The organism is Kocuria sp. p3-SID1428 (genome assembly GCF_025149945.1).
Classification (GTDB): Bacteria; Actinomycetota; Actinomycetes; order Actinomycetales; family Micrococcaceae; genus Kocuria.
Genome location: NZ_JALXVH010000007.1, coordinates 1 through 24,609, shown reverse-complemented (window position 1 = coordinate 24,609; position 24,609 = coordinate 1). Strand labels below are relative to the sequence as shown.

Annotated in this window: 24 protein-coding genes and 1 tRNA gene; 14 read left to right on the top strand and 11 right to left on the bottom strand. The window is 71.6% G+C overall.

Translation table 11 applies throughout. From position 1 onward, the window contains the following. Positions 1-40 precede the first annotated feature (40 nt). Positions 41-583, top strand: coding sequence for a histidine phosphatase family protein (locus tag M3E84_RS02900; protein WP_259894502.1), 543 nt, complete (start codon positions 41-43; stop codon positions 581-583). Positions 584-589: 6 nt separating this feature from the next. Here the strand turns inward: M3E84_RS02900 and M3E84_RS02895 are convergent, their stop codons facing one another. Continuing rightward, on the bottom strand, positions 590-1,150 hold the full coding sequence (locus M3E84_RS02895; RefSeq protein WP_259894501.1) for a DUF488 family protein: 561 nt from the start codon (positions 1,148-1,150) through the stop codon (positions 590-592). Positions 1,151-1,277: 127 nt separating this feature from the next. On the opposite strand from M3E84_RS02895, the gene M3E84_RS02890 reads away from it, so the two are divergent. Beyond that, on the top strand, positions 1,278-2,276 hold the full coding sequence (locus tag M3E84_RS02890) for an aldo/keto reductase (RefSeq protein ID WP_259894500.1): 999 nt from the start codon (positions 1,278-1,280) through the stop codon (positions 2,274-2,276). A gap of 152 nt (positions 2,277-2,428) precedes the next feature. On the opposite strand, the gene M3E84_RS02885 is transcribed toward M3E84_RS02890, so the two are convergent. From M3E84_RS02885 to M3E84_RS02860, 6 genes are all read right to left on the bottom strand, one after another. Continuing rightward, positions 2,429-2,501: transfer RNA gene (locus tag M3E84_RS02885), tRNA-Arg, on the bottom strand. A 101-nt stretch (positions 2,502-2,602) separates the two neighbouring features. Beyond that, complete coding sequence (locus M3E84_RS02880) at positions 2,603-3,592, bottom strand: siderophore-interacting protein (protein ID WP_259894499.1); 990 nt, start codon at positions 3,590-3,592, stop codon at positions 2,603-2,605. A gap of 50 nt (positions 3,593-3,642) precedes the next feature. After that, positions 3,643-4,443, bottom strand: a complete 801-nt coding sequence (locus M3E84_RS02875) for an ABC transporter ATP-binding protein (RefSeq protein ID WP_259894498.1) — start codon at positions 4,441-4,443, stop codon at positions 3,643-3,645. Continuing rightward, positions 4,440-5,489 carry an iron ABC transporter permease gene (locus tag M3E84_RS02870; protein ID WP_311200417.1) on the bottom strand — a complete coding sequence of 350 codons (1,050 nt, stop codon included), beginning with the start codon at positions 5,487-5,489 and terminating at the stop codon, positions 4,440-4,442. The genes M3E84_RS02875 and M3E84_RS02870 overlap by 4 nt, the downstream gene beginning before the upstream one ends. Beyond that, complete coding sequence (locus tag M3E84_RS02865; protein WP_259894497.1) at positions 5,486-6,541, bottom strand: iron ABC transporter permease; 1,056 nt, start codon at positions 6,539-6,541, stop codon at positions 5,486-5,488. Before M3E84_RS02865 ends, M3E84_RS02870 begins: the two co-directional genes overlap by 4 nt. Further along, complete coding sequence (locus M3E84_RS02860; RefSeq protein WP_259894496.1) at positions 6,538-7,644, bottom strand: iron-siderophore ABC transporter substrate-binding protein; 1,107 nt, start codon at positions 7,642-7,644, stop codon at positions 6,538-6,540. The genes M3E84_RS02865 and M3E84_RS02860 overlap by 4 nt, the downstream gene beginning before the upstream one ends. A 320-nt stretch (positions 7,645-7,964) precedes the next feature. On the opposite strand from M3E84_RS02860, the gene M3E84_RS02855 reads away from it, so the two are divergent. From M3E84_RS02855 to M3E84_RS02845, 3 genes are all read left to right on the top strand, one after another. Then, complete coding sequence (locus M3E84_RS02855) at positions 7,965-9,824, top strand: phosphoenolpyruvate carboxykinase (GTP) (RefSeq protein ID WP_259894495.1); 1,860 nt, start codon at positions 7,965-7,967, stop codon at positions 9,822-9,824. A gap of 261 nt (positions 9,825-10,085) precedes the next feature. Continuing rightward, positions 10,086-10,364: an ATP-binding cassette domain-containing protein gene (locus M3E84_RS02850; RefSeq protein ID WP_259894494.1), complete on the top strand. Its 279-nt coding sequence runs from the start codon at positions 10,086-10,088 to the stop codon at positions 10,362-10,364. Further along, the gene (locus M3E84_RS02845; protein WP_259894493.1) at positions 10,361-10,750 is read left to right on the top strand and encodes a hypothetical protein; all 390 of its coding nucleotides are present in this window, start codon (positions 10,361-10,363) and stop codon (positions 10,748-10,750) included. The genes M3E84_RS02850 and M3E84_RS02845 overlap by 4 nt, the downstream gene beginning before the upstream one ends. A 246-nt stretch (positions 10,751-10,996) precedes the next feature. Here the strand turns inward: M3E84_RS02845 and M3E84_RS02840 are convergent, their stop codons facing one another. Further along, positions 10,997-11,299 (bottom strand): hypothetical protein, encoded by a 303-nt coding sequence (locus M3E84_RS02840; protein WP_259894492.1) that lies wholly within the window; start codon positions 11,297-11,299, stop codon positions 10,997-10,999. A gap of 371 nt (positions 11,300-11,670) precedes the next feature. Beyond that, on the bottom strand, positions 11,671-13,068 hold the full coding sequence (locus M3E84_RS02835) for a phosphomannomutase/phosphoglucomutase (protein ID WP_259894491.1): 1,398 nt from the start codon (positions 13,066-13,068) through the stop codon (positions 11,671-11,673). A gap of 131 nt (positions 13,069-13,199) precedes the next feature. Between M3E84_RS02835 and manA the strand changes: the two genes are divergently transcribed. The 3 genes from manA to M3E84_RS02820 all read left to right on the top strand — a co-directional run bounded on the left by manA (position 13,200) and on the right by M3E84_RS02820 (position 18,308). Next, a complete protein-coding gene (gene manA / locus M3E84_RS02830; RefSeq protein WP_259894490.1) occupies positions 13,200-14,372 on the top strand; it encodes a mannose-6-phosphate isomerase, class I in 1,173 nt (390 codons plus the stop codon). A gap of 50 nt (positions 14,373-14,422) precedes the next feature. Then, positions 14,423-16,969, top strand: a complete 2,547-nt coding sequence (locus tag M3E84_RS02825) for an excinuclease ABC subunit UvrA (RefSeq protein WP_259894544.1) — start codon at positions 14,423-14,425, stop codon at positions 16,967-16,969. A 127-nt stretch (positions 16,970-17,096) separates the two neighbouring features. Then, entirely contained in the window at positions 17,097-18,308 is a 1,212-nt protein-coding gene (locus M3E84_RS02820; RefSeq protein ID WP_259894489.1) for a hypothetical protein, read from the top strand. Positions 18,309-18,315: 7 nt separating this feature from the next. Here M3E84_RS02820 and M3E84_RS02815 read toward each other — a convergent pair whose 3' ends face one another. After that, positions 18,316-18,516: a hypothetical protein gene (locus M3E84_RS02815; RefSeq protein ID WP_259894488.1), complete on the bottom strand. Its 201-nt coding sequence runs from the start codon at positions 18,514-18,516 to the stop codon at positions 18,316-18,318. Between the two features lie 143 nt (positions 18,517-18,659). Between M3E84_RS02815 and M3E84_RS02810 the strand changes: the two genes are divergently transcribed. Continuing rightward, positions 18,660-19,490: a thioredoxin domain-containing protein gene (locus M3E84_RS02810; protein ID WP_259894487.1), complete on the top strand. Its 831-nt coding sequence runs from the start codon at positions 18,660-18,662 to the stop codon at positions 19,488-19,490. Continuing rightward, positions 19,487-19,801, top strand: coding sequence for an acylphosphatase (locus tag M3E84_RS02805; protein WP_259894486.1), 315 nt, complete (start codon positions 19,487-19,489; stop codon positions 19,799-19,801). The genes M3E84_RS02810 and M3E84_RS02805 overlap by 4 nt, the downstream gene beginning before the upstream one ends. A gap of 9 nt (positions 19,802-19,810) precedes the next feature. On the opposite strand, the gene M3E84_RS02800 is transcribed toward M3E84_RS02805, so the two are convergent. Beyond that, positions 19,811-20,626: a spermidine synthase gene (locus M3E84_RS02800; RefSeq protein WP_259894485.1), complete on the bottom strand. Its 816-nt coding sequence runs from the start codon at positions 20,624-20,626 to the stop codon at positions 19,811-19,813. Between the two features lie 126 nt (positions 20,627-20,752). Here M3E84_RS02800 and M3E84_RS02795 point away from each other — a divergent pair, with 126 nt between their 5' ends. The 4 genes from M3E84_RS02795 (at position 20,753) to M3E84_RS02780 (ending at position 24,586) form a co-directional block, all read left to right on the top strand. Then, on the top strand, positions 20,753-21,421 hold the full coding sequence (locus tag M3E84_RS02795; protein WP_311200415.1) for a hypothetical protein: 669 nt from the start codon (positions 20,753-20,755) through the stop codon (positions 21,419-21,421). After that, the gene (locus M3E84_RS02790) at positions 21,408-22,289 is read left to right on the top strand and encodes a di- and tripeptidase (RefSeq protein WP_259894484.1); all 882 of its coding nucleotides are present in this window, start codon (positions 21,408-21,410) and stop codon (positions 22,287-22,289) included. The genes M3E84_RS02795 and M3E84_RS02790 overlap by 14 nt, the downstream gene beginning before the upstream one ends. Before the next feature lie 197 nt (positions 22,290-22,486). Continuing rightward, positions 22,487-23,416: a glycerophosphodiester phosphodiesterase family protein gene (locus M3E84_RS02785; protein WP_259894483.1), complete on the top strand. Its 930-nt coding sequence runs from the start codon at positions 22,487-22,489 to the stop codon at positions 23,414-23,416. A 357-nt stretch (positions 23,417-23,773) separates the two neighbouring features. Further along, the gene (locus tag M3E84_RS02780) at positions 23,774-24,586 is read left to right on the top strand and encodes a hypothetical protein (protein ID WP_259894482.1); all 813 of its coding nucleotides are present in this window, start codon (positions 23,774-23,776) and stop codon (positions 24,584-24,586) included. Positions 24,587-24,609: the final 23 nt, after the last annotated feature.

Genomic DNA, 24,609 nt, shown 5'->3' with positions numbered 1-24,609 from the left:
GCCCGAGGCCTCCTCCCGCGGTGCGTGAGACCATGAGCCCATGATGAGCACCTCGGAGACCACGGGCCCGGACGAGCGCACTCTGATCCTCATGCGCCATGCTCAGGCGGATGCCGGGTGGGGCGTGGCGGACTTCGACCGCCCGCTGGGCAAGCATGGTCAGGCCGAGGCGCCGGAGGCGGGGCAGTGGCTGGTGGACAGCGGCGAGCTGCCGGAGATGGTCCTGTGCTCGTCGGCGCTGCGCACCAGGCAGACCTGCACCTGGGTCTCGAGCGCTCTGGGTGATCGCGCGCCCACCGCGAGCCTGTCCGACCGGCTCTACGAGGCCTCCGATCGGCAGGTCCTCGCGGAGATCTGCGCGACTCCCGAGCGGGTCCGCAGCCTCCTGGTGATCTGCCACCAGCCCGCGGTGCAGGAGGTCGCCATGCGCCTGGCCGCCCCGGATTCGGACATGGACTCGGTCATGGACCTCTCGGCGGGATTCCCCACCGCGGGGCTGGCCGTCTTCCGGCTGCAGAAGCCGTGGGCCGAGCTCGACGGCGCCGACGCCCGCCTGGTCGGCTTCCGCTCGCCCCGCGGCTGATCGGCCTCAGTCGCAGTCCTCGGCGATCGGCGGGTAGGTGACCACGCCGTCGTCGGAGACCTCCGCGTGCGCGCCCCACATCCCCAGCTCGTGCAACCGCGGCTCGGCCGTGGTGGACAGATGGCGCACGGTCCAGCCACGCGCGGTGAGCGTGTTGGCGATCAGGGTCCGATGGCAGCGCCACGGCATCGGCTCGCCGCACATGATCGCCGTGGGGAGCCTGCGGGCGATCTCCACGAGCTGCGCGATGCCGTCCTCGTAGTCGTCGGTGAGCGTGTAGTCCGCGTAGTTCTTGAAGCTGCGGTTCTGCCAGCCGGCATTGAGCTCCTGAGGGATCTCGGGCTGCTTGCGCCGCCGGCCGGTCAGCTCCTGGAGGTGGTGGTACTCGATGCCCGCCTCGCCCAGCCACTCGGGCATCGCGTCCCTGCTGAACTGCGGGCTGCGCCGCGAGCCGGGCTGCGCCCTCACATCTGCGATCGCGCCGATGCCTGCGCTGACCAGTGCCTCCAGGAAGACCCCCTGCTCACAGGCCCAGTGCCCGATGGTCCAGATCTCGTCGCCGCTCATGGGCCCACTGTAGGAGCCGCCGCTGCGCTGCAGCGGCGGCTCGGTCGTCGGGGACGTAGCGTGGGTCTTCGAGCAGCGGCGCACGACGACGGTGCCTCTTCCTGCACGGATGAGAAAGAGGATGGGCATGCGACCGGTGAGCTTCCCCGCGACCGGCGATCAGGTGGGGGTCGTGGGCTTCGGCGCCATGGGCCTGAGCTGGGCCTATGACCGGCAGGAGCTGTCCGAGGCGGCCAAGAGGGACGTCCTGCGCGCTGCCGTGGACGGCGGCATGGACTTCATCGACACGGCCACGCTCTACGGCGGCGGCGCCAACGAGGAGATCGTGGGGGCCGCGCTGCACGACCGGCGGGATGAGATCTTCCTGTGCTCCAAGGCCGTGCTGCTCGCCGAGCAGCTGGAGCCGCCCAGGACCGGACGCTGCGGGCGCCCGGACTACCTCCGCCAGGCGATCGACGACAGCCTGCGACGTCTGCGCACCGACGTCCTCGACCTGTACTACGTCCACCGCCTGGACCCGGGGGTCCCTCTCGAGGACACGTGGGGCGCGATGGCCGAGATGGTCCAGGCCGGCAAGGTGCGCTCGATCGGGATGTCGGAGGTGACCGTCGAGCAGCTCGAGCGAGCCCAGCCGATCCATCCGGTGGCCGCCGTGCAGTCCGAGTACTCGCTGTGGACCCGCGACCCGGACGGCTCCGGAGTCGTCTCCGACGGCGATCCCGCCGGGGATGTCATCTCCTGGTGCCGCGACCACGACGCCGCCTTCGTGCCGTTCTCGCCGGTGGGGCGCGGTTACTTCTCCGGTGCGCTGACCGGCAGGACGTTCTCGGACAACGACTTCCGCGCCCGCAACTCCCGGTTCACGCCGGAGGCGCGCGCCGCCAACGATCAGCTGATCCTGCCGGTGCTCGAGGAGATCGCCCGCAAGCACGGCGTCTCGAAGGCCGCGGTGTCGATCGCCTGGTCGCTGCTGCCCGAGCGGCAGGGAGGCTCGGTCATCACCATTCCGGGCACCACGAACCTGGAGCACCTGGCCGAGAACGCGCGCGCCGCCGAGATCGAGTTCGACGACGAGGACGTGGCAGCCCTCAACGGCATGCCCGCTCCCGCGCAGCCCCGCTACTGAGCGTCGCGCACCGAGGGGACGCATCCGACGCGTTTCGAGGCCTAGAAGCCGTCGGACGCGTCCCCTCGCGGGGAGGGCGCAGCGACGGGCGGGTCGGGATGCGAAAAGGCCCCGCCGGGCGTGCTGCCCGGCGGGGCCTCTTTCTCGTGAAGTGCGCCACGAGGGATTCGAACCCCCAACCTTCTGATCCGTAGTCAGATGCTCTATCCGTTGAGCTAGTGGCGCCCGGTCCTTGCGAGCCGTGTCCTGCTGAACGGTCTCCCGTCCTGCGAACGAAGTAAGACTGTACTCGCCCGCTGCGCTCGCGCGCAAATCGGCAGCGGCTCTCAGGACTCGGCGCGGCCCTGCCGCCAGTAGCCCATGAAGGACACGGCGGAGCGGTCGATCCCGGCGCCGTCCACGCACATGCGGCGCCAGGCCTTGATGCTGGCAGCCTCCCCCGCCAGGAACACATAGGTGCCCTCGGAGGAGGCCTCAGCCAGGTACCACTCGCGCTCGGGCGTCTCGGCGTGTTGCGACCGGCTCGGGCGCTGCCCGGCCAGGGCCTCGTCGACGATGCTCGTCTCGAGCCCCAGCAGCTCGCCCAGGGGGCGGGCGCCGGGCTCCCCGAGCCGGGTCTTGGGATCGCGCGTCAGCATGTGCAGGCTCAGTCCGTCCTGTCCCTCGGGCGGGGTGCGGGGGAGGGAGCTGTCGGGGTAGGAGGAGGCGTCGTGGTCGTCCGGGACCTCGATGATCACGTCGGCGCGCAGACCGGGACGGTCGCGGTGGAGCTGCTCGGCGATCGACAGCAGCGCCGGCGCGGCGGTCTCGTCGCCGACCGCGATGACCCGCTCGGCCTGCCCCGGGGCCCAGGAGCTCCACAGCGGCTCCTCGGGACCGGGGACCAGCAGGCACGCCGTGGAGCCGATCGAGGCGCCCGAGAACCACAGGCCACCGGGGCCGGCGTCGTGATCATGGAGGGCCACGTCGATCGCGATCTCGGGCACCCGCTGTCCGTCCAGGTCGACCCAGCGGCAGCTGCGCGCGGTGTACGTGCGCAGCCAGCCGCGCTGCTCGGCGGGAAGGGCGAACCACTCGGGGAGGCCCTGGCTCAGGTCAGGGTGCTCGGCCTCGCCCCCGGGCGGCGGGATCAGCAGCTTGAGGTAGGCATCGGCGCAGGTGATCTCGGGACCCTCGCCGATCAACGCGGGCGAGGCGCCGAGCAGGTCCGCTCCGGCCATCCGGACGCGGCGGAAGGTCGGGGAGAGGTCCTCCACCGAGGTCACGGACACCAGCGCGGAGATGGTCTGGGGGCCTCGTGCGGTCGTGCGGGTCATGGGGCCTCCTGGGGGCGGTGTGCGGTGCGAACGGGTGCCGGGCGGGCCGATCAGACGACGACCTGGGCCCGCGGCAGGATCACGGGATGGCCCTCCACAGGATCGGGCATGACATCGGCATGCAGGCCGAAGACGTCGTGCAGCCGCTGCTGGGTGAAGACCTCCTCCGGCGTTCCCGCGGCCACGATCCGTCCGCCGGCCATGGCGATGACGCGGTCGGCCGCGCGCGCGGCCAGGTTCAGCTCGTGCAGCACGGCGATCACGGTGGTGCGGGTGCCGTCCGGTCGGCGCAGGCCGTGCAGCAGATCCAGCAGATCGACCTGATGGGCCAGGTCGAGGGCGGCGGTCGGCTCATCGAGCAGCACCACGGGAGTGTCCTGCGCCAGCACCAGTGCGATCCAGGCGCGCTGGCGCTGACCTCCCGACAGCTCATCCACCCGGCGGTCGGCGAAGTCCTGCAGGCTGAGCATGGACAGGGCCCGGGCCACGGCCTCGTCGTCGCCGGCTGCCGGGGACCCCCACCACTGCCGGTGGGGATGGCGGCCGCGGGCCACCAGCTCGGCCACGGTCAGGCCCTCGGGCACCACGGGCGTCTGCGGCAGCAGTGCGACATCGCGGGCGTAGTGCTTGGAGCGGACCTGGGAGAGCTCGGTGCCCTGGAAGGAGATCGTCCCGGAGCTGGGGGCCAGCTGACGGGACAGCCCCTTGAGCAGGGTGGACTTGCCGCAGCCGTTCGAGCCGATCAGCACCGTGGTCTCGTGCGGGCGGATCTGCAGATCCACGTCCTGCACGGCCACGCGCTGGCCGTAGGCCAGGCTGAGCCCGCGGATGTCGAAGACCGGTTCGCTCATGAGCGCGCTCCTCTCCTCTGCTGGACCAGCAGCCACAGCATGACGGGGGCGCCCACGGCGCCCGTGATGACACCGGCGGGGAGCCGGGCGTCGCCGAAGGCCTCGGCGCCGATCATGTCCGCTGCGACCACGATCAGCGCGCCGACGGCCCCGCTGACGAGCAGCGAGACCCGCCCGCGATGCAGGGCCGCGGCGATCGGGGTGGACAGCAGGGCCACGAAGGCCAGCGGGCCGCTGGTCGCGGTGGCGACGGCGGCGAGCAGGACTCCCAGTCCGAGTGCGGCGGCGCTCGTGAGGGCCGGGCGGGCGCCGAGGGCCGAGGCCAGCTCGCTGCCCAGCTCCGCGGGCTCCATGGCGCGGTGGAGGGCCAGCGCGGCCGGGATGCCGACCGCGAGCACGATGGCCACGACGAGGATGCGGTCCCAGGTCGCGAGGTTCAGCGAGCCCGTGGTCCAGGTGGCGGCGTCCTGCGCGCTCTGCAGCGACAGCCGCGCCATCACGAACGAGACGACCGCCCCGCCCAGAGCGGCGATGCCGATGCCCGCGAGCAGGAATCGCTCGCCCACGATGCCCACGGCCCCGCCGCCTCCGCGACCGCCCAGAGCGGTCGACACGAGGGCGATCAGCGCGGCGGCGGCGAACGCGCCGAGCAGCGCGGTCACGATCATGCTGGCTCCGCGCATGCCCAGGAACGCCATGCCCATCACGGCACCGGCGGCAGCGCCCTGCGAGATGCCGAGGATGTCCGGGCTGGCCAGGGGATTGCGCAGCACGCGGCGGAACAGTGCTCCGGCGAAGCCGAAGCAGATGCCCACGCCGGCGCCCAGCAGGGCCCGCGGCAGCTTGTCCTGCATCACGATGAACGTGGCGCCGGGGATGCGCTCACCGCCCAGGATCCGGAAGAAGTCCGGGATGGTGACGGTGTAGCCGCCGAGCAGCACGCGCACGGCCAGCATGATGAGCACCGCGAGGTACATGATCGCGATCAGGCGGCCCGTGCGGCGGGACTCGCGGCGGCGCATGGCGGTGATCTCCGAGGCGTTCACAGCGACACCCCCTTGCCGCGGCGCAGCAGCACCAGCAGGACGGGCACGCCCAGGACGACGGTCATGATGCCCACGTAGACCTCCTGCGGCGGTGCGATGACGCGGCCGATGACATCGGCCAGCAGCAGTAGCGAAGGGCCCAGCAGCAGGGACAGGACCACGATCCAGCGGTAGTCCCCGCCCACCAGACGGCGGATCGCATGCGGGATCAGCAGGCCCACGAAGGAGATGGGGCCGGCGGCTGCGGTGGCGGATCCGGCCAGGAGGACGACGCCGAGGAAGACGATCAGGCGCTGCAGGCGCAGGTCCACGCCGAGCCCGTGGGCGAGGTCGTCGCCCAGCGCCATGGCGTTGAGCCCGGAGGAGCCGAAGATCACGAGCCCCAGCCCCACCGCGATCAGCGGCAGGGCGGCGGAGAGGTCGGCGGCATCGGCGCGCGAGACGGAGCCGATGTTCCAGTAGCGGAAGCGGTCGAGGATGTCCGAGTGCGTCAGCACGATCGCCGAGGTCAGCGCGATGAATCCGGCGTTCACGGCGGCCCCGGACAGGGTCAGGCCCACCGGTGTGGGGGACGTGCCGCCGATCTGGCTCAGTCCGAAGACGAGCGCGGCGGCGACGAGGGTGCCCGCCAGGGAGGCGGCGCCCATCTCCCAGCTGGTGGCGGCGCCGAACCAGCCGAGGCCGATCACAATGCCCGCCGAGGCGCCGGCGTTCAGGCCCAGGAGGCCGGGGTCGCCCAGCGGGTTGCGGCTCACGCCCTGCAGCCCGGCGCCGGCGACGGCCAGCGCCGCTCCGACGAGGATCGCGGTCAGCGTCCGCGGGACCCGGCTCAGGACGACGGCGGTCTCGATGTCCGCGGTCGCACCGGAGTCCTGGCCCATGACCATTCCCGGAATGCGCAGGAGGACCTCCGACACGACCGCCGGGTCGACGGAGCGGCTGCCCAGGAACAGGGAGGCCAGCCCGGCCCCCGCCACGAGGACGAGGGCCGCGACCAGCGCGGTCCAGGGAGCCGCCCCGGCGACCCGGGGGCTCGTGCCGGCATGGCTCATGCGCTCGGGGATGCCTCTGCGTCCGCGCTGCCGCCCTCGAGGGTGGCGACGATCTGGGGCAGGACGGTCTCCAGGGCCCAGGGCAGGCTCAGCGGGGAGATCGCCGAGACGGACAGCGTCTCCTGCGCGTCGACCTGCAGCATGAGCTTGCCGTCGGCGACGGCCGGGATCTTGTTGAGCAGGTCATCGGACTCGATGGCCTGACGCACGTCCTCGGACATGGCCCACGAGATCAGGATGTCGGACTCCAGCTCATCGGCGCGCTCCGGCGACCAGGTGATGAAGAACGACTCCGGGTCCTCGCCCTCCTCCTCGGCGACGACGGGGGCCTGCTCCATCTCGAGCGAGGACAGGAAGCGGGGGCGGTTGTCGATCGAGGTGTAGATCGAGATCTCGTCCTCGGCCTCCGGATCGACGGTGCCGTAGATGAAGGTCTTGCCCGAGAGCACCGAGTTGGCCTCGACGGCGTCGGCCAGCTGCCCCTCGAGGTCCGAGACGAGGTCGTCGGCCTGATCGTCCAGGCCCAGGGCCTCGCCCACGCCGCGGGTGGTGTCCTGCCAGGAGGTGCCGAAGGGCTGGGTGCCCTCCGGGTAGGCCACCGTGGGGGCGATCTCGGAGAGCTTGTCGTAGTCCTCCTGCGTCAGCCCGGAGTAGACGCCGAGGATGACATCCGGGTTCAGCGCCGCGATGGCCTCGAAGTCGATGCCGTCGGTCTCGGAGTACTGCTCGGGAGCCTCGCCGCCGACCTCCTCGAGCTTGTCGTCGAACCAGTCGGTCGAGCCGTTCTCGTTGCCGCCGAAGTCGATGGTCGGCATGCCGACCGGGACCACGCCCAGCGCCAGCGCGGCATCCTGGTTGGCCCAGGACACGGTGGCCACGCGCTCGGGGGCCGACTCGATCTCGGTCTCGCCGAAGGCGTGCTTGATGGTGCGGGGGAACTCGCCGCGCTCGTCGGAGCCGCCGGACGAGGAGTCGTCCGAGGAGCCGCCGTCGCCGGTCTGGCAGCCGGCGAGGGCGACGGCGCCGAGGCCGGTCAGGCCGGCGAGTGCCGAGCGCCGGCTGAAGCTGAGGCGGGAGAGCGCGGAGAGATTCGAATCGGACACGTGGAGCTCCTGTGGTGTGGAAGGCGGAAAGGACGAATCCGACCGCCCGTTGAGCGCCGCATCGACGGCGGCAGGGCGCTGACCTCGTCCAGTTAAGGTAAGGCTTAGCTACCGGCGCTCGAGCATATGCCGCGCTGGTCGAGGCAGCAAGGCGGCGGTGATCTGTCACACGGCGCGTCGTGCAGTGCGTTGCGTAGACTGGGATCACAACCGCAAGCGGCTGCTTCCGCGCGGACGCCAATGACGGCGCTCGCGCATCTCGACGATGAGATCCCCGGGGGCAGTGCGCGCAGCACCGGCCTCAACGAGGAGACACGTCCATGGCTCAGCAGCCCACCGACAACACCGCCGGACTGACGGCCGAGACCCGGGCCGCTCTGGATTCGCCGCCCACCACCCACGAGGGCCTGATCTCGTGGGTCCGCGAGATCGCCGAGCTCACCACCCCTGATCGCATCCACTGGGCCGACGGCTCGGAGCAGGAGTGGAAGCAGCTCACCGACGAGATGGTCGACCAGGGCACCCTGGTGCGGCTGGACGAGTCCCAGTTCCCCAACTCCTTCGCGGCCTTCTCCGATCCGGATGACGTCGCCCGTGTGGAGGAGCGGACCTTCATCTGCACCAAGGCCGAGTCCGGTGCGGGCCCCACGAACAACTGGCGCGATCCGGTGGAGATGAAGGAGACCCTGCGAGGCCGGTTCTCCGGCTCCATGAAGGGCCGCACCATGTACGTCATCCCGTTCGTCATGGGCCATCTGGACGCCGAGACTCCCATGTTCGGCGTCGAGATCACCGATTCGGCGTACGTGGTGTGCTCCATGCGGATCATGGCCACGATCGGCACCGATGTCATGCGGCGAATGGAGGAGACGGGCTCCGGGTTCGTCGAGTGCCTGCACTCGCTGGGTGCGCCGCTGGCCGAGGGCCAGGAGGATGTGGCCTGGCCCTGCAATCCGGACAAGTACATCGTCCACTTTCCCGAGGACCGCGCCATCTGGTCCTTCGGCTCCGGCTACGGCGGCAACGCTCTGCTGGGCAAGAAGTGCTACGCCCTGCGCATCGCCTCGGCCATGGCCCACGACCACGGCTGGCTCGCCGAGCACATGCTGATCCTCAAGATCACCGACCCGCAGCAGAACACCAAGTTCATCTCGGCCGCGTTCCCGTCGGCCTGCGGCAAGACGAACTTCGCCATGCTCGAGCCCACGATCCCGGGCTGGAAGGCGGAGATGGTCGGCGACGACATCGCCTGGATCAGCTTCAAGGACGACCAGGCGCGCGTGATCAACCCCGAGGCAGGCCTCTTCGGCGTGGCTCCCGGAACCGGCTGGTCCACCAACCCGAACGCCATGCGCGCGGTCGCCAAGGGCAACACGATCTTCACGAACGTGGCCCTGACCGACGACGGCGGCGTCTGGTGGGAGGGCATGACCGACGAGGTCCCCGAGCACCTGATCGACTGGAAGGGCCACGACTGGACCCCGGAGTCCGGCCGCCCCGCAGCGCACCCGAACTCGCGGTTCTGCACGCCGATCAAGCAGGTCGACATGCTGGCCCCCGAGTACGACGATCCCGAGGGCGTGCCGCTGGACGCGATCGTCTTCGGCGGGCGCCGCAAGACCACCGTGCCGCTGGTCTCCGAGTCCTTCGGCTGGGAGCACGCCGTCTTCCAGGGCGCCACGCTGTCCTCCGAGACCACCGCCGCCGCCAAGGGCGCGGTGGGCGTGGTGCGCCGCGACCCCATGGCCATGCTCCCGTTCATCGGCTACAACGCGAACGAGTACCTGCAGCACTGGCTCAACGTGGGCGAGCGCCATGGCGAGGAGAATATGCCCAAGGTGTTCTACGTGAACTGGTTCCGCCGCACCGCTGACGGCGGCTTCGCGTGGCCCGGCTTCGGCGAGAACTCGCGCGTGGTCAAGTGGATCGCCGAACGCATCGACGGACGCGCCGAGGGCCAGGAGACCCCGGTGGGAATCGTCCCCACTCGTGATGACCTGAACCTCGAGGGCCTCGACTACGATCCGGCCGCGATCGATCGCGCTCTGGAGGTCGATGTCCACGAGTGGGAGGCCGAGCTGCCCAGCATCGACGCATGGTTCGAGCGCCTGGGCCGTGTGCCCGAGGTGCTGATCGAGCAGTCGGAGGGGCTGCGCGCCCGGCTCTCGGACGCCCGCTGATCGGCCCACCCTCATCGAGATGCCACCCGTCCGGGGGGCAGTGCTCGTGGGGGCATCGGTGGCCGAATCCTTGGAAGCGACGCCGCTCAGGTGAGATATGGCGCCGCGACGAACCTCGCAGAGTCGACTCGTCGCGGCGCCATGCGCCTGTCGGGAGTCGACCGTCGCCCGTGATCCAGGGGCCGGCGGCAGAGCATCCGGTCCGCTGATCCTCGGCGGGCCGTCCAAGGGCCTCTGAGGGGCGAGGAGACCGAGAGATCCATGACGGAGCGCTTCCGCATCGAGGGACTGATCAAGACCCACGGACACCGTCGAGTGCTGCGAGGCATCGACCTCACGGTGGGTGAGGGGGAGATCGTCGGTCTCGTCGGGAGCAACGGCGCGGGCAAGTCCACGCTGATCTCGATCGCCTCCGGTGCCGCCAGGGCCAACGGCGGGACCATGCACCTCAGCGTCCGCCCCTACCCTCCAGCGAGCGGGAGGCGCTCGAGCTGGGGGTCAGCGCCGTGCAGCAGCGCTTCGAGGCGCCTGCGGGCATGAGCGTCCGCGAGTTCATCGGTGCCGGTGAGGGCATCGCCGAGCTGGTCTCCGCGCTCGAGGGCGTGGCCCCCGGGACGTTTTCCTCGCTGCGCGTGGGCGGCCAGGAGGCCCAGATCGATTCCGCGCAGAGGGCGCTGTCGCTGGGCATCGGCTACCTGTCGGACTCGGACAGCGAGTTCGACACCGTGATCGAGCAGTCCCTGGCGCGCTGGCGCATGAAGGGCTCGGCTGAGGAAGCGCCGTCGGACTTCGTGGGGGAGGTCTCCGCCCTGCGCGAGGTCGCCCAGCAGGAGAACTCGGAGGCCACCGAGGACGCCCTCATGTCCGCCGCCATCGGCGACGTCGAGCTCTTCGGCTCCGGTCGCCGCGCCGCGTCCTCGGACTGAGGCCGGGCGGTCAGCCGCACCTGGTCCTCATCGAGTGGCCTGCACGTGTGACCATCTGAATCGACTGGCGCTGTGGTGTGCGGCCGAGGCGCTGAACGCACACCACGGGACCACTCGACGGGGTGCGGGGCCCTTCCGCACACTACGAGGCCACTCGATGGAGTGCGGGGCTGATGCCTCCTCGAGGACGGCGAGAGCCCCCTCCCGAGCGGGAGGGGGCTCTCGTGCTCCGCCGGAGGGCGGGTCTCAGATCGCGATGCGGCCGGAGACGGCGTTGAGCTTGTGGCGGGCCAGGGCCAGGTTCGCGGTGGTGCGGTCGAGCACCAGGTAGACGAACAGGCCGGAGGTGTCCCGGGAGTTCAGTGCGCGGATCAGGTGGGACTGGTTCGACAGCGTGATCATGATGTCCTCGATCTCGGCATCGATGTCGATCTCCTGCATGGTGCGCAGCTTGGCGCGGACCATGTTGGAGTTGCCGGCGGCGGCGACATTGAGGTCGAAGCCCGGGTTGCCGCCCGAGGCCAGGGAGGGCCATGCCGCTGGAGACATCGACGATGGCGGCGCCGTTGACGCCCTCGATGCTCAGCAGCTCCTTGATGGGATCGTCCAGCTGGGATGCCGATCGGGCGCGTCGTCTGATCCAGATGGCCAAGGCGGTCCTTCACCTCTCCCGGCGTCGCGTCGATGGCATCGCCGCCGAAGCGGCCCCGACGCGCGTGCGACGGGCCGGAGCCTCCCTGCTCCGCGTCGACTGTGCCATAGGGTTTCGGGATACGAATACATGAATCAACGTTTATCAGCGCAAGTATCGACACCGCTCGATGAACCTTCCGGCACGTGTCATCAGCCCTGACGACGACGGCCCCGCCGCCGCCCCGGCAAGGGCGAGGGCGGGGTCGCGGGGCCTGCCGAGAAGGGGTTCAGCCGCGCACGATGCCCAGCACGCGATCGCGCAGCTGCTCCATCACGGCGGGGTCGTGGGCCTCGACGTTCAGGCGCAGGAACGGCTCCGTGTTCGACGGGCGCAGATTGAACCACCAGGATCCGTCCGCGGCGGTGAAGGTGGTGCCGTCGGAGTCCTCGACCGCCACGTCCTCCCCGGCGAAGGACTCGCGGACGCGATCGACGGCGGCCGCCTTGTCCTCGATCTCGGAGTTGATCTCGCCCGAGGCGGTGTAGGGGTCGTAGCTGGCCATGAGCTCGGAGAGGGGGCGCTGCTGCTCGCCCAGGGCGGCCAGCACGTGCATGGCCGCGAGCATGCCGGTGTCGGCGTTGAAGAAGTCGCGGAAGTAGTAGTGGGCGGAGTGCTCGCCGCCGAAGACCGCGGACTCCCGGGCCATGACGGCCTTGATGAAGGAGTGCCCCACGCGGGTGCGCACCGGGCGCCCGCCGCGCGCCTCCACCAGCTCGGGGACGATGCGGGAGGTGATCAGGTTGTAGATCACGACGGGGGTCTGCTCGCCGGAGGCCTGGGCCCGGGCGATCTCGCGCTCGGCCACGATCGCGGCGATCGCCGACGGGGTGACCGCTCCGCCGTTCTCGTCGATCACGAAGCAGCGGTCGGCGTCGCCGTCGAAGGCCAGGCCGATATCCGCCCCGTGCTCGCGCACGGCCTCCTGAAGGTCCACGAGGTTCGCGGGCTCGAGGGGGTTGGCGGGGTGGTTGGGGAAGGTGCCGTCGAGCTCGAAGTACAGCGGCACGATCTCCAGCGGCAGCCCGGACAGCACGGTGTCGCCGAGCACCGCCGGGGTTGTGAGCCCGCCCATGCCGTTGCCGGCATCCACGACGACCTTGAGCGGGCGGATCCCGCGGAGGTCCACGAGCCCGCGCAGGAACTCGGAGTAGTCCTTGAGGACATCGCGCTCGGTGACGCCGCCCTGGGCCTCGCCTGCGGGGATGCCGTCGGCCAGGTAGGACTGGGCGCGGTCGCGGATCTCGTAGAGCCCGGTCTCGGAGGACACGGGCACCGCGCCCGGAAGCGCCATCTTCATCCCGTTGTACTGAGCCGGGTTGTGGCTGGCGGTGAAGGTCACACCGGCGGCATCGAGCACCCCGCAGGCGAAGTAGAGCTCGTCGGTCGAGATCAGCCCGATCTTCACGACCTCCGCGCCGCGGGCGGTCGCGCCCTCCGCGAAGGCCGCGATGAACTCGGGCGACGACGGGCGCATGTCGCCGCCGACCAGCACGGTGGTCCCGGCCAGCTCGAGGACGTCGACGAAGGCGGCGCCGGTCGCGCGCACGGTCTCGGCGGTGATGGTCTCGCCCACGATGCCGCGGACGTCGTAGGCCTTGAAGGACTGGGACAGGTCGATGGTCATGCCCCGCACTCTAATGGAGGCGATCGGGCGGCTCCCGAGCGCAGGCGGGCGCGCCGCCGCCCCATACATGGGGGCGCGGGGTCCTGCTGCGGCAGGAAGGCGGGGACAGTCCCCGTGCTTACCATGGAGCCATGCCCCAGCTCTTCGAGATGATCGACCCCGTCCAGCACTACTCCTGGGGCTCGCGCTCGGTCCTGGCGCAGATGCAGGGGCGGCCCTCGCCCTCGGAGCAGCCCGAGGCCGAGCTGTGGATCGGCGCCCACCGCTCGGCACCCTCGCAGCTCGTGCTCCAGGCCGGCCCGCAGCCCCTGAACGAGCTGCTCCTGGAGGAGCCCGAGCGCTTCGTGCGCGACGGCGACCAGGTCGTGGCCGACGACGGATCCTTGCCCTTCCTGCTCAAGATCCTGGCGATCGAGGCCCCGCTGTCGATCCAGGTCCACCCCTCGATCGCGCAGGCCCGGGAGGGCTTCGAGCGCGAGGAGGCCGCCGGGATCGGGATCGATGCGGCGCATCGCAGCTACAAGGACCGCAGCGACAAGCCCGAGACGGTCGTGGCGCTGTCGCGGCTGCAGATCCTCACGGGCATGCGCGATCGCGCCGAGCTCGGGCTGCTGGCTGAGGCGCTGGATCAGCAGTGGCTGCGCGAGGCGCTCGAGTCCCCGGGCCCGGTCCTGCGCACCGTGCTGAGCCTGCCGGATGACCGGGCGCAGGCGGCGCTGGCCGATCTGGAGGACGCCGTGCGCAGGCTGCCCGCCGATGACGAGCTGGCCGCGCTGCTGAGCTATGTCTCCCGCTCGCACCCCGGCGACCGCGGCCTGCTGGTGGCCCTGTGCATGAACCACTTCGTGCTCGAGCCGGGGGAGTCCCTGTTCACCCCCGCCGGTCAGGTCCACGCCTATCTGCAGGGAACGGCCGTGGAGATCATGGCGTGCTCGGACAACGTGCTGCGCGCGGGGCTGACCCCCAAGCACGTCGACGTCGACGAGCTGCTGCGGGTCGTGACCGATGAGCAGGATCCCGGGGTGCCGCAGGAAGCGGCGACGGGCCCCGACGGGCTGCGTCGCATCCCGCTGTGGGACAATCGCCTGAGCCTCGTGGCAGGAGAGGTCGAGCCCGGGCGCGAGCTCGAGCTGGATCCCAGCACCTGCACCGTGCTGTGCGTCGACGGCTCCGTCGTGCTGAGCGCCCCTCGGACGGAGCCGCTGGAGGTCTCCGCCGGGCACTCGGCCTGGGTGCGCGCCGATGCCGAGCCGATCGCCGTGAGCGGGCAGGGCGCCTTCTGGGCCGTGGAGCTGCGGGCGTGAGCGCCAGCACTCAGGGGCAGCCGGGCTCCGCTCAGGCCGCCGACGACGGCATGATCCGCATCAGCGGCGCGAACCTGCACAACCTGCGCGATGTCGACGTCGAGATCCCGCGCGAGCGCCTCGTGGCGTTCACGGGGGTCTCCGGCTCCGGGAAGTCCTCGCTGGCCTTCGGCACCCTGCACGGCGAGGCTCAGCGCCGCTACCTCGAATCGGTCGCGCCGTTCGCCCGTCGGCTGATCGCAGGTGCCGTCGACCCCCAGGTCCGCTCCGTGGCAGGACTGCCGCCGACCGTGGCCATGGGACAGCAGCGCGGCGGCGGCACGGCCCGGTCCTCGGTCGCGACCATCACGGCGCTGTCGAACACGATCCGGCTGCTGTACTCGCGGGCCGGGACCTACCCTGAGGGGATGCAGCTGGGACCGCGCGGCCGCCTGGACTCGGATGCCTTCTCCCCGAACACCCCGGCAGGCATGTGCCCGGTGTGCCACGGCCTGGGCGTGCAGCACGAGCCGACCGAGGAGTCGATGGTCCCCGATCCGAGCCTGAGCATCGCCGACGGCGCGATCGCCTCGTGGCCCGGAGCCTGGAACGGCAAGAATCTGCGCGACATCTGCCTCGAGCTCGGCATCGACATCGACCGGCCGTGGCGGGAGCTGCCCGAGCAGACCCGGCAGTGGGTGCTGTTCACCGATGAGCACCCCGTCGTGACGGTCAAGCCAAAGCGCGGGGCGCATCAGGTCCAGCGCGAGTACCAGGGCACCTTCTCCTCGGCGGCCTCGCTGCTGCGGCGCACCCTGGCCGAGACCGGCAGCGCGAGCATGCGCGCCCGCGCGCTGCGCTTCGTGGAGTCCCGCCCGTGCCCCGAGTGCGACGGCCGCCGCCTGACCCGAGCCGCGCTGTCCGTGACCTGGGGCGGGGAGCCGATCGACCGGCTGCAGGCCCGACCGCTCGATGAGCTCCTGCAGCTGCTCGAGGACAGGCGGGCCGAGCTGGCCCGTCGCGCCGAGGACGGTGAGCGCCTCGGTCCCGGGGAGGAAGCCGAGCACCTGCTGCTGCAGGACGGCTGCTCGACCCTGCGCTCGGTCGTGGACCTGGGCCTCGGGCACCTGAGCCTGGACCGCAGCAGCCTCAGCATCTCCCCGGGGGAGATGCAGCGCCTGCGTCTGGCGGTGCAGCTGCGCTCCGGGCTGTTCGCAGTGGTCTACGTCCTGGACGAGCCGTCGGCGGGGCTGCACCCGTCTGAGGCGCGCCAGCTCATGACGGTGCTGCGCCGGCTCGTGGGCACGGGCAGCAGCGTGTGCCTGGTCGAGCACGACATGCAGCTCGTGCGCGGCTGCGACTGGGTGGTCGACGTCGGCCCCGGTGCGGGCACCGAGGGCGGGCGGATCCTGCACTCCGGTCCGGTCGAGCAGCTCCAGGACGTCCCGGAGTCGGCGACGGGCCGCTGCCTGCGCGCCTCGACACCGCCGGAGGAGATCCGCGGCGGGCCGGTGCGCGAGAGCGAGCAGCGCCTGAGCCTGCGGGGTGTGCGCCGCAACACCCTCGACGGCGTCGACGCTGAGTTCCCGATCGGGGCGGTGACCGCGCTGACGGGCGTCTCCGGCTCCGGGAAGTCCTCGCTGCTGGACGCCCTGGGGGACGTGACGGCCCAGCACCTCGAGGGCTCGGGCGTGGTGGACCTCGAGGTCGGGGAGCCGGAGGACACGGGCGAGGGCTCCGAGGGCGAGCAGGAGCACCGCCCGGGCACTGCGGTGGCCGCCGCCGAGGGGCTGGACGGCCTGCGTCGGCTGGTGCGGATCACCCAGAAGCCGATCGGTCGGACTCCGCGCTCCGACCTGGCGACCTACACCGGGCTCTTCGACCACGTGCGCGCGCTGTTCGCCGACACCCCGGGGGCCCGCTCCCGCGGCTGGAAGGCCGGGCGCTTCTCCTTCAACACGAACCCGGGCCGCTGCCCGCACTGCCAGGGGCAGGGGCAGGTGGAGGTCGAGCTGGTCTTCCTGCCCGGCTCGTGGACCGTCTGCCCGGTCTGCCACGGGACCCGCTACGACGACGAGACCCTCTCGGTGCGGTGGGAGGGCCGCACGATCGCCGAGATCCTGGAGCTCACGGTGGACGAGGCGCTCTCGGTCTTCGCGCAGGAGCCCTCGGACGGGCAGCAGCGCTCGGCCTCTCAGCGCCGACGGGTCGCGGCGATCCGCAGGCCCCTGGAGGCCCTCGAGGCGCTGGGGCTCGGCTACCTGCGCCTGGGGCAGCCAGCGACCGAGCTCTCCGGCGGCGAGGCCCAGCGGATCAAGCTCGCCTCCGAGCTGCACCGCACCGGCCGCGGCCGCACGCTGTACCTGCTCGATGAGCCCAGCACGGGGCTGCATCCGGTCGATGCCGAGCGCCTGCTGCGGGTCCTGCACGACCTCGCCCGCGCCGGGGCCACCGTCGTGATGGCCGAGCACCGGCCGGAGGCGATCCGCACGGCCGATCACGTCATCGATCTGGGCCCGGGGGCCGGACGCCGCGGCGGGACCGTCGTGGCCGCCGGCACCCCGGAGCAGGTCGCAGCCGACCCCGGATCGGTCACGGGCCCATGGCTGCGCGGCTGAGCCTGTCGGCGCGTCACCGCCCTGTCGGTTGTGCGCCGGAGGAGCCCGCGATCCGTAGGATGGCCGTGCAGCGCCGCACGACGGCGCGCATCCCCGTGTCCGCACCGCGTCGCAGGAGGCATCCGAGATGGCAGCCGCCCGAGACCTCCGCACCGGCCTCCGCCCGGCCGCGCTGCTGGGCGGCCTCGGCGCCATGGGCCTGTTGCTGGCCGCCTGCGCGCCGGCCGATCCCGGGCCGGACGTCCCGGAGATCCCGCAGCCGCCGAACAGGGACATCGCCGAGCCGGAGCTCGTGGCCGGGGCCGAGCTGCCCGTCTGGGCGCGCAGCGCCGACTGCGACCAGCCGCGGCCCAGCGCCGATGACGACGGGCTGAGCCCGACCGACCCCGTCCCGTATGCCGCTGAGGTGACCTTCGTGGTGCCGGAGGCCGAGCTGATCCTGTGCGAGCTGCCCGGGGTGGTCTCGGTCTCCGTGGAGGGCGCCTACGCCGATCGGACCGGGGCCCGCGAGGGCACTGCGGACCTAGGGCTGCTCTTCGACTCGGAGGCCACCTCCGCGCAGATCGCTCAGGCCTGGTCATCGGCCGAGACGGAGGCCGGCGCCCAGCTGGCGGGAACCGGCATCGCGCTGGGCCAGCTCACCCTGGTGCTCGACGACGGCTCCATGATCTCCGGGCCCGCAGAGGTCTCCTCGGCCCCGGGCCAGCCGACTCCGGACGGCACGGTGACGGGTCGAGCGGCGACGATCCCCGAGGCCATCGACCTGCTGGCCGCGCTGCAGCAGACCGCGCCGGGGGAGGATGCGCAGGAGACAGCTGCCCCGGATCCCTCCGCGTCGCCGTCCTCCGCGCAGGAGCGGGGCCCCGAGCGGCGCTGGTCGCTGAGCGTGGGCGAGCAGCTCGAGGTGACCACCGTGTACACGGCGGATCTCGCCGCCGAGGGGGCGCTTCCCCAGCTCACGGAGGTGCTCGGCGATTCCCAGCAGGCCGGCCAGGCATCGGGCGGGAATCGGGACGCCGTGACCGTGATCGACGGCCGCGTGCGCCTCACGGTCCCCGGCGACCTCGTGGACACGCTGACGCCCGGGCTGCTCGAGGACCTCCATGACCTGGGTCAGGTCCCCGATCTGCAGGCCACGGCGCGGGTCGAGGGCTCTGATGCTGCCGCACCGGTGCTGAGGGTGCGCTCACAGCGGCTCCCGGAGTACAACCGCCCGAGGTACCAGGACGCCGCAGATGCCCTGGCCGCGAGCGCCTCGGAGGCCGGGCTGCATCTGGACCATCGCCTGGACGGCGAGCCGCTGCCGCTGGACGAGGACCAGGCCGCGGCTCAGGACTGAGCCGGTCTCAGCCGCGGGCGGGGCGCTGCGGAGCCTGGCCCGACTGCCGACGACGCATGCGCAGCGCCATGCCCAGACCGGTGATGGCCATGGCCGCCATGAGGGCCCCGAGCAGCATCAGGAGGGGGTCGGAGATCACGGCTCCCACCACGATCACGATCAGAGCCAGGACGATGAGCACGATCTGGAACGGGATCATCAGCTGCACGGGAGGTCTCCTTGCTGGCGGCGGTCCGCCGGGCCGGCGCGACCCTGGCAGGGTATCGCGGCGTCAGCCCCCGCCCGTAGTCTGGGCGCCGCAGACAGATCACCGCGGGCCCCTGAGGCGCCGCCTCACCTCCCGGGAGCCTCATGACATCCCATCCCACCGGATCCCGCCTGGCGGCGGGCCTGACTGCCGCAGCCTGCTCCGCGCTGCTGCTCACGGGCTGCCTCTCCAGCACCGAGGACGACCCCTCCGCCCAGGACACCTCGAGCGAGGGGGCCTCGAGTATGGAGGCGTCGGCCGAGAGCTCCCCCGCGGCGCAGGACACCGCTGAGGCCCAGGACACCGCCAGCGCCGAGGACTCCGAGGTCCCGCAGGACGGTGCCGAGGTCGCCGGCGTGGACCAGGTGATCGAGGACGGCTACGCGCTGAACTCGGAAGGGCAGGACCTGCCCGTTGTCACCATGTACACCGACTACGAGTGCCCGGCCTGCGGGTCCTTCCATCCGGCGGTCGAGCAGGTCGCCGAGGAGCTCGACGGCCAGGTCGTCGTGCGCGTCAAGAACTTCCCCCTGCCCATGCACGAGAACGCGGTGCCCGCGGCCCACGCGGTGGAGGCCGCCGGCCGCCAGGGCGCGGCCCACGAGTACGCGAACCTCGTCTACGACGACGTCGACGAGTGGTCCGAGCTCTCGGCCGGCGAGCTCGAGGACCGCTTCGTCGAGCTCGCTGGGGAGGCCGGGCTGGATGAGGACCGATTCCGCGCGGACATGGGCTCGAGCGACGTCGAGGAGATCGTCGAGCAGCACCGCCAGCAGGCGGAGGACCTCGACCTCGCGGGGACCCCGAGCTTCGTCGCCGACGGCCGGGCCATCGACCTCGGGGAGATCGGCAGCGCGGAGGACCTCAGGGACGTCCTGCGCGATGCGGCCGAGGGCTCGTCGGGCGCCGCGGATGAGGCGGGGACCCGAGCATGAGCGCGCCCCGAGAAGAGGAGGACCGGTTGGACACCAAGGAGCAGCTGCGGAGCGTGGCGATCGTGCACGGCACCGTGCAGGGTGTGGGGTTCCGCTATTGGACGTGGAAGCACGCCGAGAAGCTGGGCCTTGCGGGCTCTGCCCGCAACCTCGACGACGGCACCGTGGAGGTGATCGCCGAGGGCACCCGCTGGGCCGTGCGCGATCTGCTCAAGGAGATCCAGGGCCCGGACGCGCCGGGGGTCGTGCTGCGCGTGGACGCGCACTTCGAGGACGCCCAGGGCGATCTGCGCGGGTTCACGACCGCCTGAGCGGCGGATTCACCGACCGGCCAGCCAGTCCTCGAGCTGCATGCGCTCCAGCACGGCGGCCGGGTGCGGCCCCGCGGCGCGCAGGGCCTCCAGGTTCTCGCGCGGCAGGGGCGAGGGGGAGCCCAGCAGGATGAGATTGCCGGCGCGCTGCCCGTCGAGCATCGAGGCATCGCTGAGGCACCACACATCGGCGAAGGCCGGTGCGCCATCGCCGGCCTTCGCCGCGAGCATGCGCTCGGCCTGCTCGCGGAAGAAGCCGAGCCCGGGGTCATCGCCCACGTTGACGATCAGGGCGCCGTCGGGGACCAGGACCTGGGCGATCTCCTCGTAGAACGATCGTTCGCGAAGGTGGGCGGGAGCGTCGTCGCCGGCGAAGACGTCGAGCACCTCCAGATCGAACGGGGCCGTCCTGGCCTCTCGCAGCGCGGTGAGCTGCTCCCGGGCGTCGCCGATCAGGAACTGGGGCGGCTGATTGTCCGGCCAGGGGAGGTGCTCGAGCACGAAGCCCGGCAGCTCGCGGGCCAGCTCGATCACGACCTGCTCGGATCCCGGGCGGACCGCGCTCAGTCGGCGCGGCAGGGTCAGGGCTCCGGCGCCCAGGTGCAGCGCGCGCACCGACTGCCCGCTCGGGCGCTGCAGGTCGCATGCCGCGGACATGCGCTGCAGGTACTCGTAGAAGACCCGGCTCGGATCCGCCAGGTCCACGTGCGACTGCTCGGCGCCTCCGATGCTGAGGATCCACCCTTCGGTCAGCTCGTCCCAGGCGATCTCGGCGCCGGCATCGACAGCGGACAGGAAGCGGGAGGGGTGCGCGGAACGGGGCATGCCCGGATCGTCTCACCGATCCGCGCGATCCGCTCGCCGTGAGTTCACGGCGGGTTCAACCCGCCTCGCTGCGGTCGGCCCACGTCATCGGCCGTCGGGCCGTCCATCGTGGAGTCAGGGGACCGCATGAGCCAGCACGCCGCGCTCAGCCGCCGCAGCCTCGTCGGAGGGCTGGCCGGAGCGGCCCTGAGCAGCATCGCTCTTCCTGCCGCGGCCGCCGAGCTGTTCCAGCGCAAATACCTGGCCCGCAGCCAGGGCGGGCAGGCTCCGCTGGAGCTCCCGCACGTCTTCACCGCGGCCGTCAGCACCGGCGTGGGCTCGGGCCTGGACCTGAACGGCGACGGGAGGCTGGGCACCGGCGACGACGCCTGGGGCTTCGGGCTCTTCCCGGGGCAGTACGGGATGGTCGTGTACTCCGCGCTGCCCATCGATCGCAGCGCGGTGCGGACCTTCCAGCATCAGCTCTGGTCGCAGATGCTGGACAGCCTGCTGCCCTGGGACCACTACGCGCGGGAGATCGGACAGCGGCTGCGGCTGTCGTCGAAGTCGCACTGGGACATCCCGGTGCGGGCGGGCCGCGACACCATCCATGTGCTGGCTTCGTACCCCACTCCGCCGTCCTTCGACGGCCCCACGGACAGCAATGGGAGGCGCAACCACGACGAGATCCGCTTCTGGGCCGACTGCATCACCGTCCGGTCTGGGCGGACGTGCGCGTGCGCTGAGGCCGTGCCTGCCCGGCTCCCAGCCACTGGACAGGAGCCGATCAGTCAGGGCGCTGATGGCCTTCGGTAGGCTGGTCGTCGAAGTTCTCAAGGAGACCCCACCCCAGGAGACGAACGTGGCGTTCAACCCGCTGAAGCACGCATTCGATGATGACGGCAAGCCGACCCCGGCGCTGAACAGCTTCCTCGACAACGCCCTGAAGGTGCAGCGCCCCGTCGTGCTGCGCTGGGTCAAGAAGCTGCGCGCCGAGCACCCGGACGAGAGCCCGGAGCAGATCGCCAAGCGCCTCGAGCGGATGTACGTCCGCACGAACACGGCCACCGGCGGCGTGGCCGGCGGCGCCGCCATGATCCCCGGCATCGGCACGCTGGCCTCCCTGGGGGTCTCGACCGTCTCGGTCGGCGGCTACCTGGAGATGACCGCGCTGTACGCCCAGGCGATCGCCGAGCTGCACGGCGTGCACACCTCCGACCCCGTGCGCACGCGCTCCATGGTCATGGCGCTGATGCTCGGCGAGGACGGCGGCGTGCTCATGAAGCAGGTCCTGGCCTCGAGCTCCAAGTCCCGCGGGCTGTCGAACCGCTGGGGCCTGATGATGGGCAGCTCCTCCAAGGACGGCGGGCTCGACGTCGGCAAGAAGCTGCGCAACATGTTCGTGCGCCGCTTCATCCGCCGGCAGTCCACGGCGGCTCTGGGCCGCGCGCTGCCCTTCGGCATCGGCGCGGTGGTCGGCGGCGGCGCCAACCGGGCCATGTCCCGGGCGGTCGTGAAGAACACGCAGGAGGCCTTCGGCCCGCTGCCGGCGAGCTTCCCGCCCGAGCTGGCCGAGGTCGACCGCGCCCCCAAGCTGGCCGACGACGCCCGCGACCGCTCGAAGGGCGCGGAGGATGCCGCGGAGCCGGCGGAGGTCACCGGGGAGGCGCAGCGCAGCAGCTGAGTCCTGCGCAGCCGAGCGGCCGGCGCGGTGCAGCCTGTCCCTTCCCCGCCTCACGGCGGCGGAGGAGGCTTCACCGGGCCGGCCGCCGTCGTTCTCCGGGCGTTCATAGCACGGCCCTAGCGTGACAGGTGCAGGCGGGCTGTCGGGCTCCGGGTGAGCCGACGGCGCCGTATCCCCTCCCCGCAGGAAGGCACGGCTTGTCTCCCAGCATCATCGCGCACCGCGGTGCGAGCGCGCAGTACCCCGAGCACACGCGGGCGGCCTACGTGCAGGCCCTGCTCGAGGGCGCCGATGGCGTGGAGGGGGATGTGCACCTCACGCGAGACGGCCACCTGGTCCTGCACCACGATGCCCAGCTGGGGCGCACGAGCGACGGCCGCGGACCGATCTCCTCGCGCACGCTGGCCGAGCTGCGCCGCCTGGACTTCGTCTCCTGGAAGGGCGTGCAGATCCCGGCCAGCCACGGCGGGGCCCAGGAGCAGCTGCTGACCCTGCCGGAGCTGCTCGAGCTGCTGCGCGCAGCAGTGCGGCCGGTGGGGCTCGCCATCGAGACCAAGCACCCGTCGCCGGCGGGGCATCGGCTCGAGGAGGCGGTGCTCACGGCGCTGATGTCCGCGGGCTGGGATCCGGAGACCGGGCGACTGGAGAACCTGCAGATCTCGATCATGAGCTTCCACCCCGATGCCGTGCGCCATGTCCTGCAGACGGTCGCCCCGCGCAACGTGTGCCAGCTGATCGAGGACCCCACGCCGGAGTCCGTGGCCGCGAGCCTGCGGGTTCCAGCTGCGACGGCCCGGCTCGTGCACGCCGGCATGCGCTGGGTCGTGCCGTCGGCGGAGCCGATCATCACCCGGGGCCTGTGCGAGATCGCGGGTCCGGGCATCGCCTTCGTGCGGGATCACCCCGGTCTCGTGCGGACCTGGCTGGCGCAGGGCTCGATCCTGCGGGTCTGGACGGTCGACACCGCGGCGGACCTCGAGCTGTGCCTTGCCCTGGGCGTCCAGCAGATCACGACCAACCGGCCGGGGGAGCTGCTGGATCGACTCGCTGCGGGCGGTGCCCCCACCGCTGTCGGCAGCAGCGATAGAATGTGTCGAACAGCCCACCGTAAAATGCATATTCATTAGGTATTCAAAGCAGCCATGTTTCTCCATCGTCTCCTGTCAGACGGGTCGAAAATGTCGGAGAAAAGGTGTTGCATCTTAATTACTCGCTGGTAACGTATAGGTCGTGCCGACGGGTGCCGAGACACTCACCTCACCTCCGTCGATATGGCGCGCCGATTCGACAGGGGCTGTGACAGTAGTCCGTGAGACTGAAGTCTCGGGGCATTGCGCAGAGGAGCGGAGCCGGAGCGCGGGCTGCGATACGTCTCCACCCTCTGTCTCCCGAAAATCTGGCCGGTGTCGATCCGAGGCGGCCTTCATCTGGTCCGGGGCATCCCCAGCCCCGCCTCATCCCCCCCCCCCCGAGGTTCCCCCACCATGACCGTTCCCCCCAAGCTCCGCCGCAGCGCCCCCACGCTGACGGCGCAGCGGACCGTGTCCGCCGTCGACCCGCTGACCCGCATGGTCGCCGAGTCCATCGCCGACGAAGTCCTCTCCGACCTGTCGTGGGTGCTCAGCACCGAGCGCCCGGACTCCGAGCTGTCCCTGCTGCTCTCCCTGAGCAGTGATCATGCGCTCACCGCCCAGATCTCGCCCACGCTGTGCGCCGTCCTCGAGGCCGCTCAGCGCGCCCAGGCCGTCTCGAGCGGCTGGTACCGCCCGATCCGCCTGTCGCGAGAGCTGGCCGGCGGCGAGATCGTCGAGCTCGACACCCGCACGCGCCGGCTCACCCTGCCGCGCGGCACCGAGCTCAACCTGTGGGACATCGGCTGCGCCTGGGCCGCCGACCGCATCATGGAGCGCGTCCAGGAGGCCGATCCCTTCGCCTCCCTGGCCATCGTGGTCGGCTCCTCGGCCAGCGCTGTGGGTGCCGCCTGGGAGATCTCCGAGGCCCTGGACGAGGACCTCACCGTGCTGGACCCCGCGCTGCAGCGCGGTGCCCGCGCCTTCGCCGTGCTCTGCGAGCAGACTCGCGGCGTCGGCGCTGAGGTGTGGGATGTCGTGGCCGTGAGCGCCGACAGCGCCGTGGAAGCGCTGGCCTTCGCGGGCTCTGCCGAGGAGCTGGGGCGCATGGCCCCCGAGTGGCTCGAGACGGTCGGCGCTCAGGCCGAGCTGCGCCCGTCGCGCCCCGGACGGCTGTTCGGCCGTCGCCGCGTGCGCACCGCTGGCTGGGCGGCCAAGGACATGTGATCGGGCGGCGCGGAACTGACGGA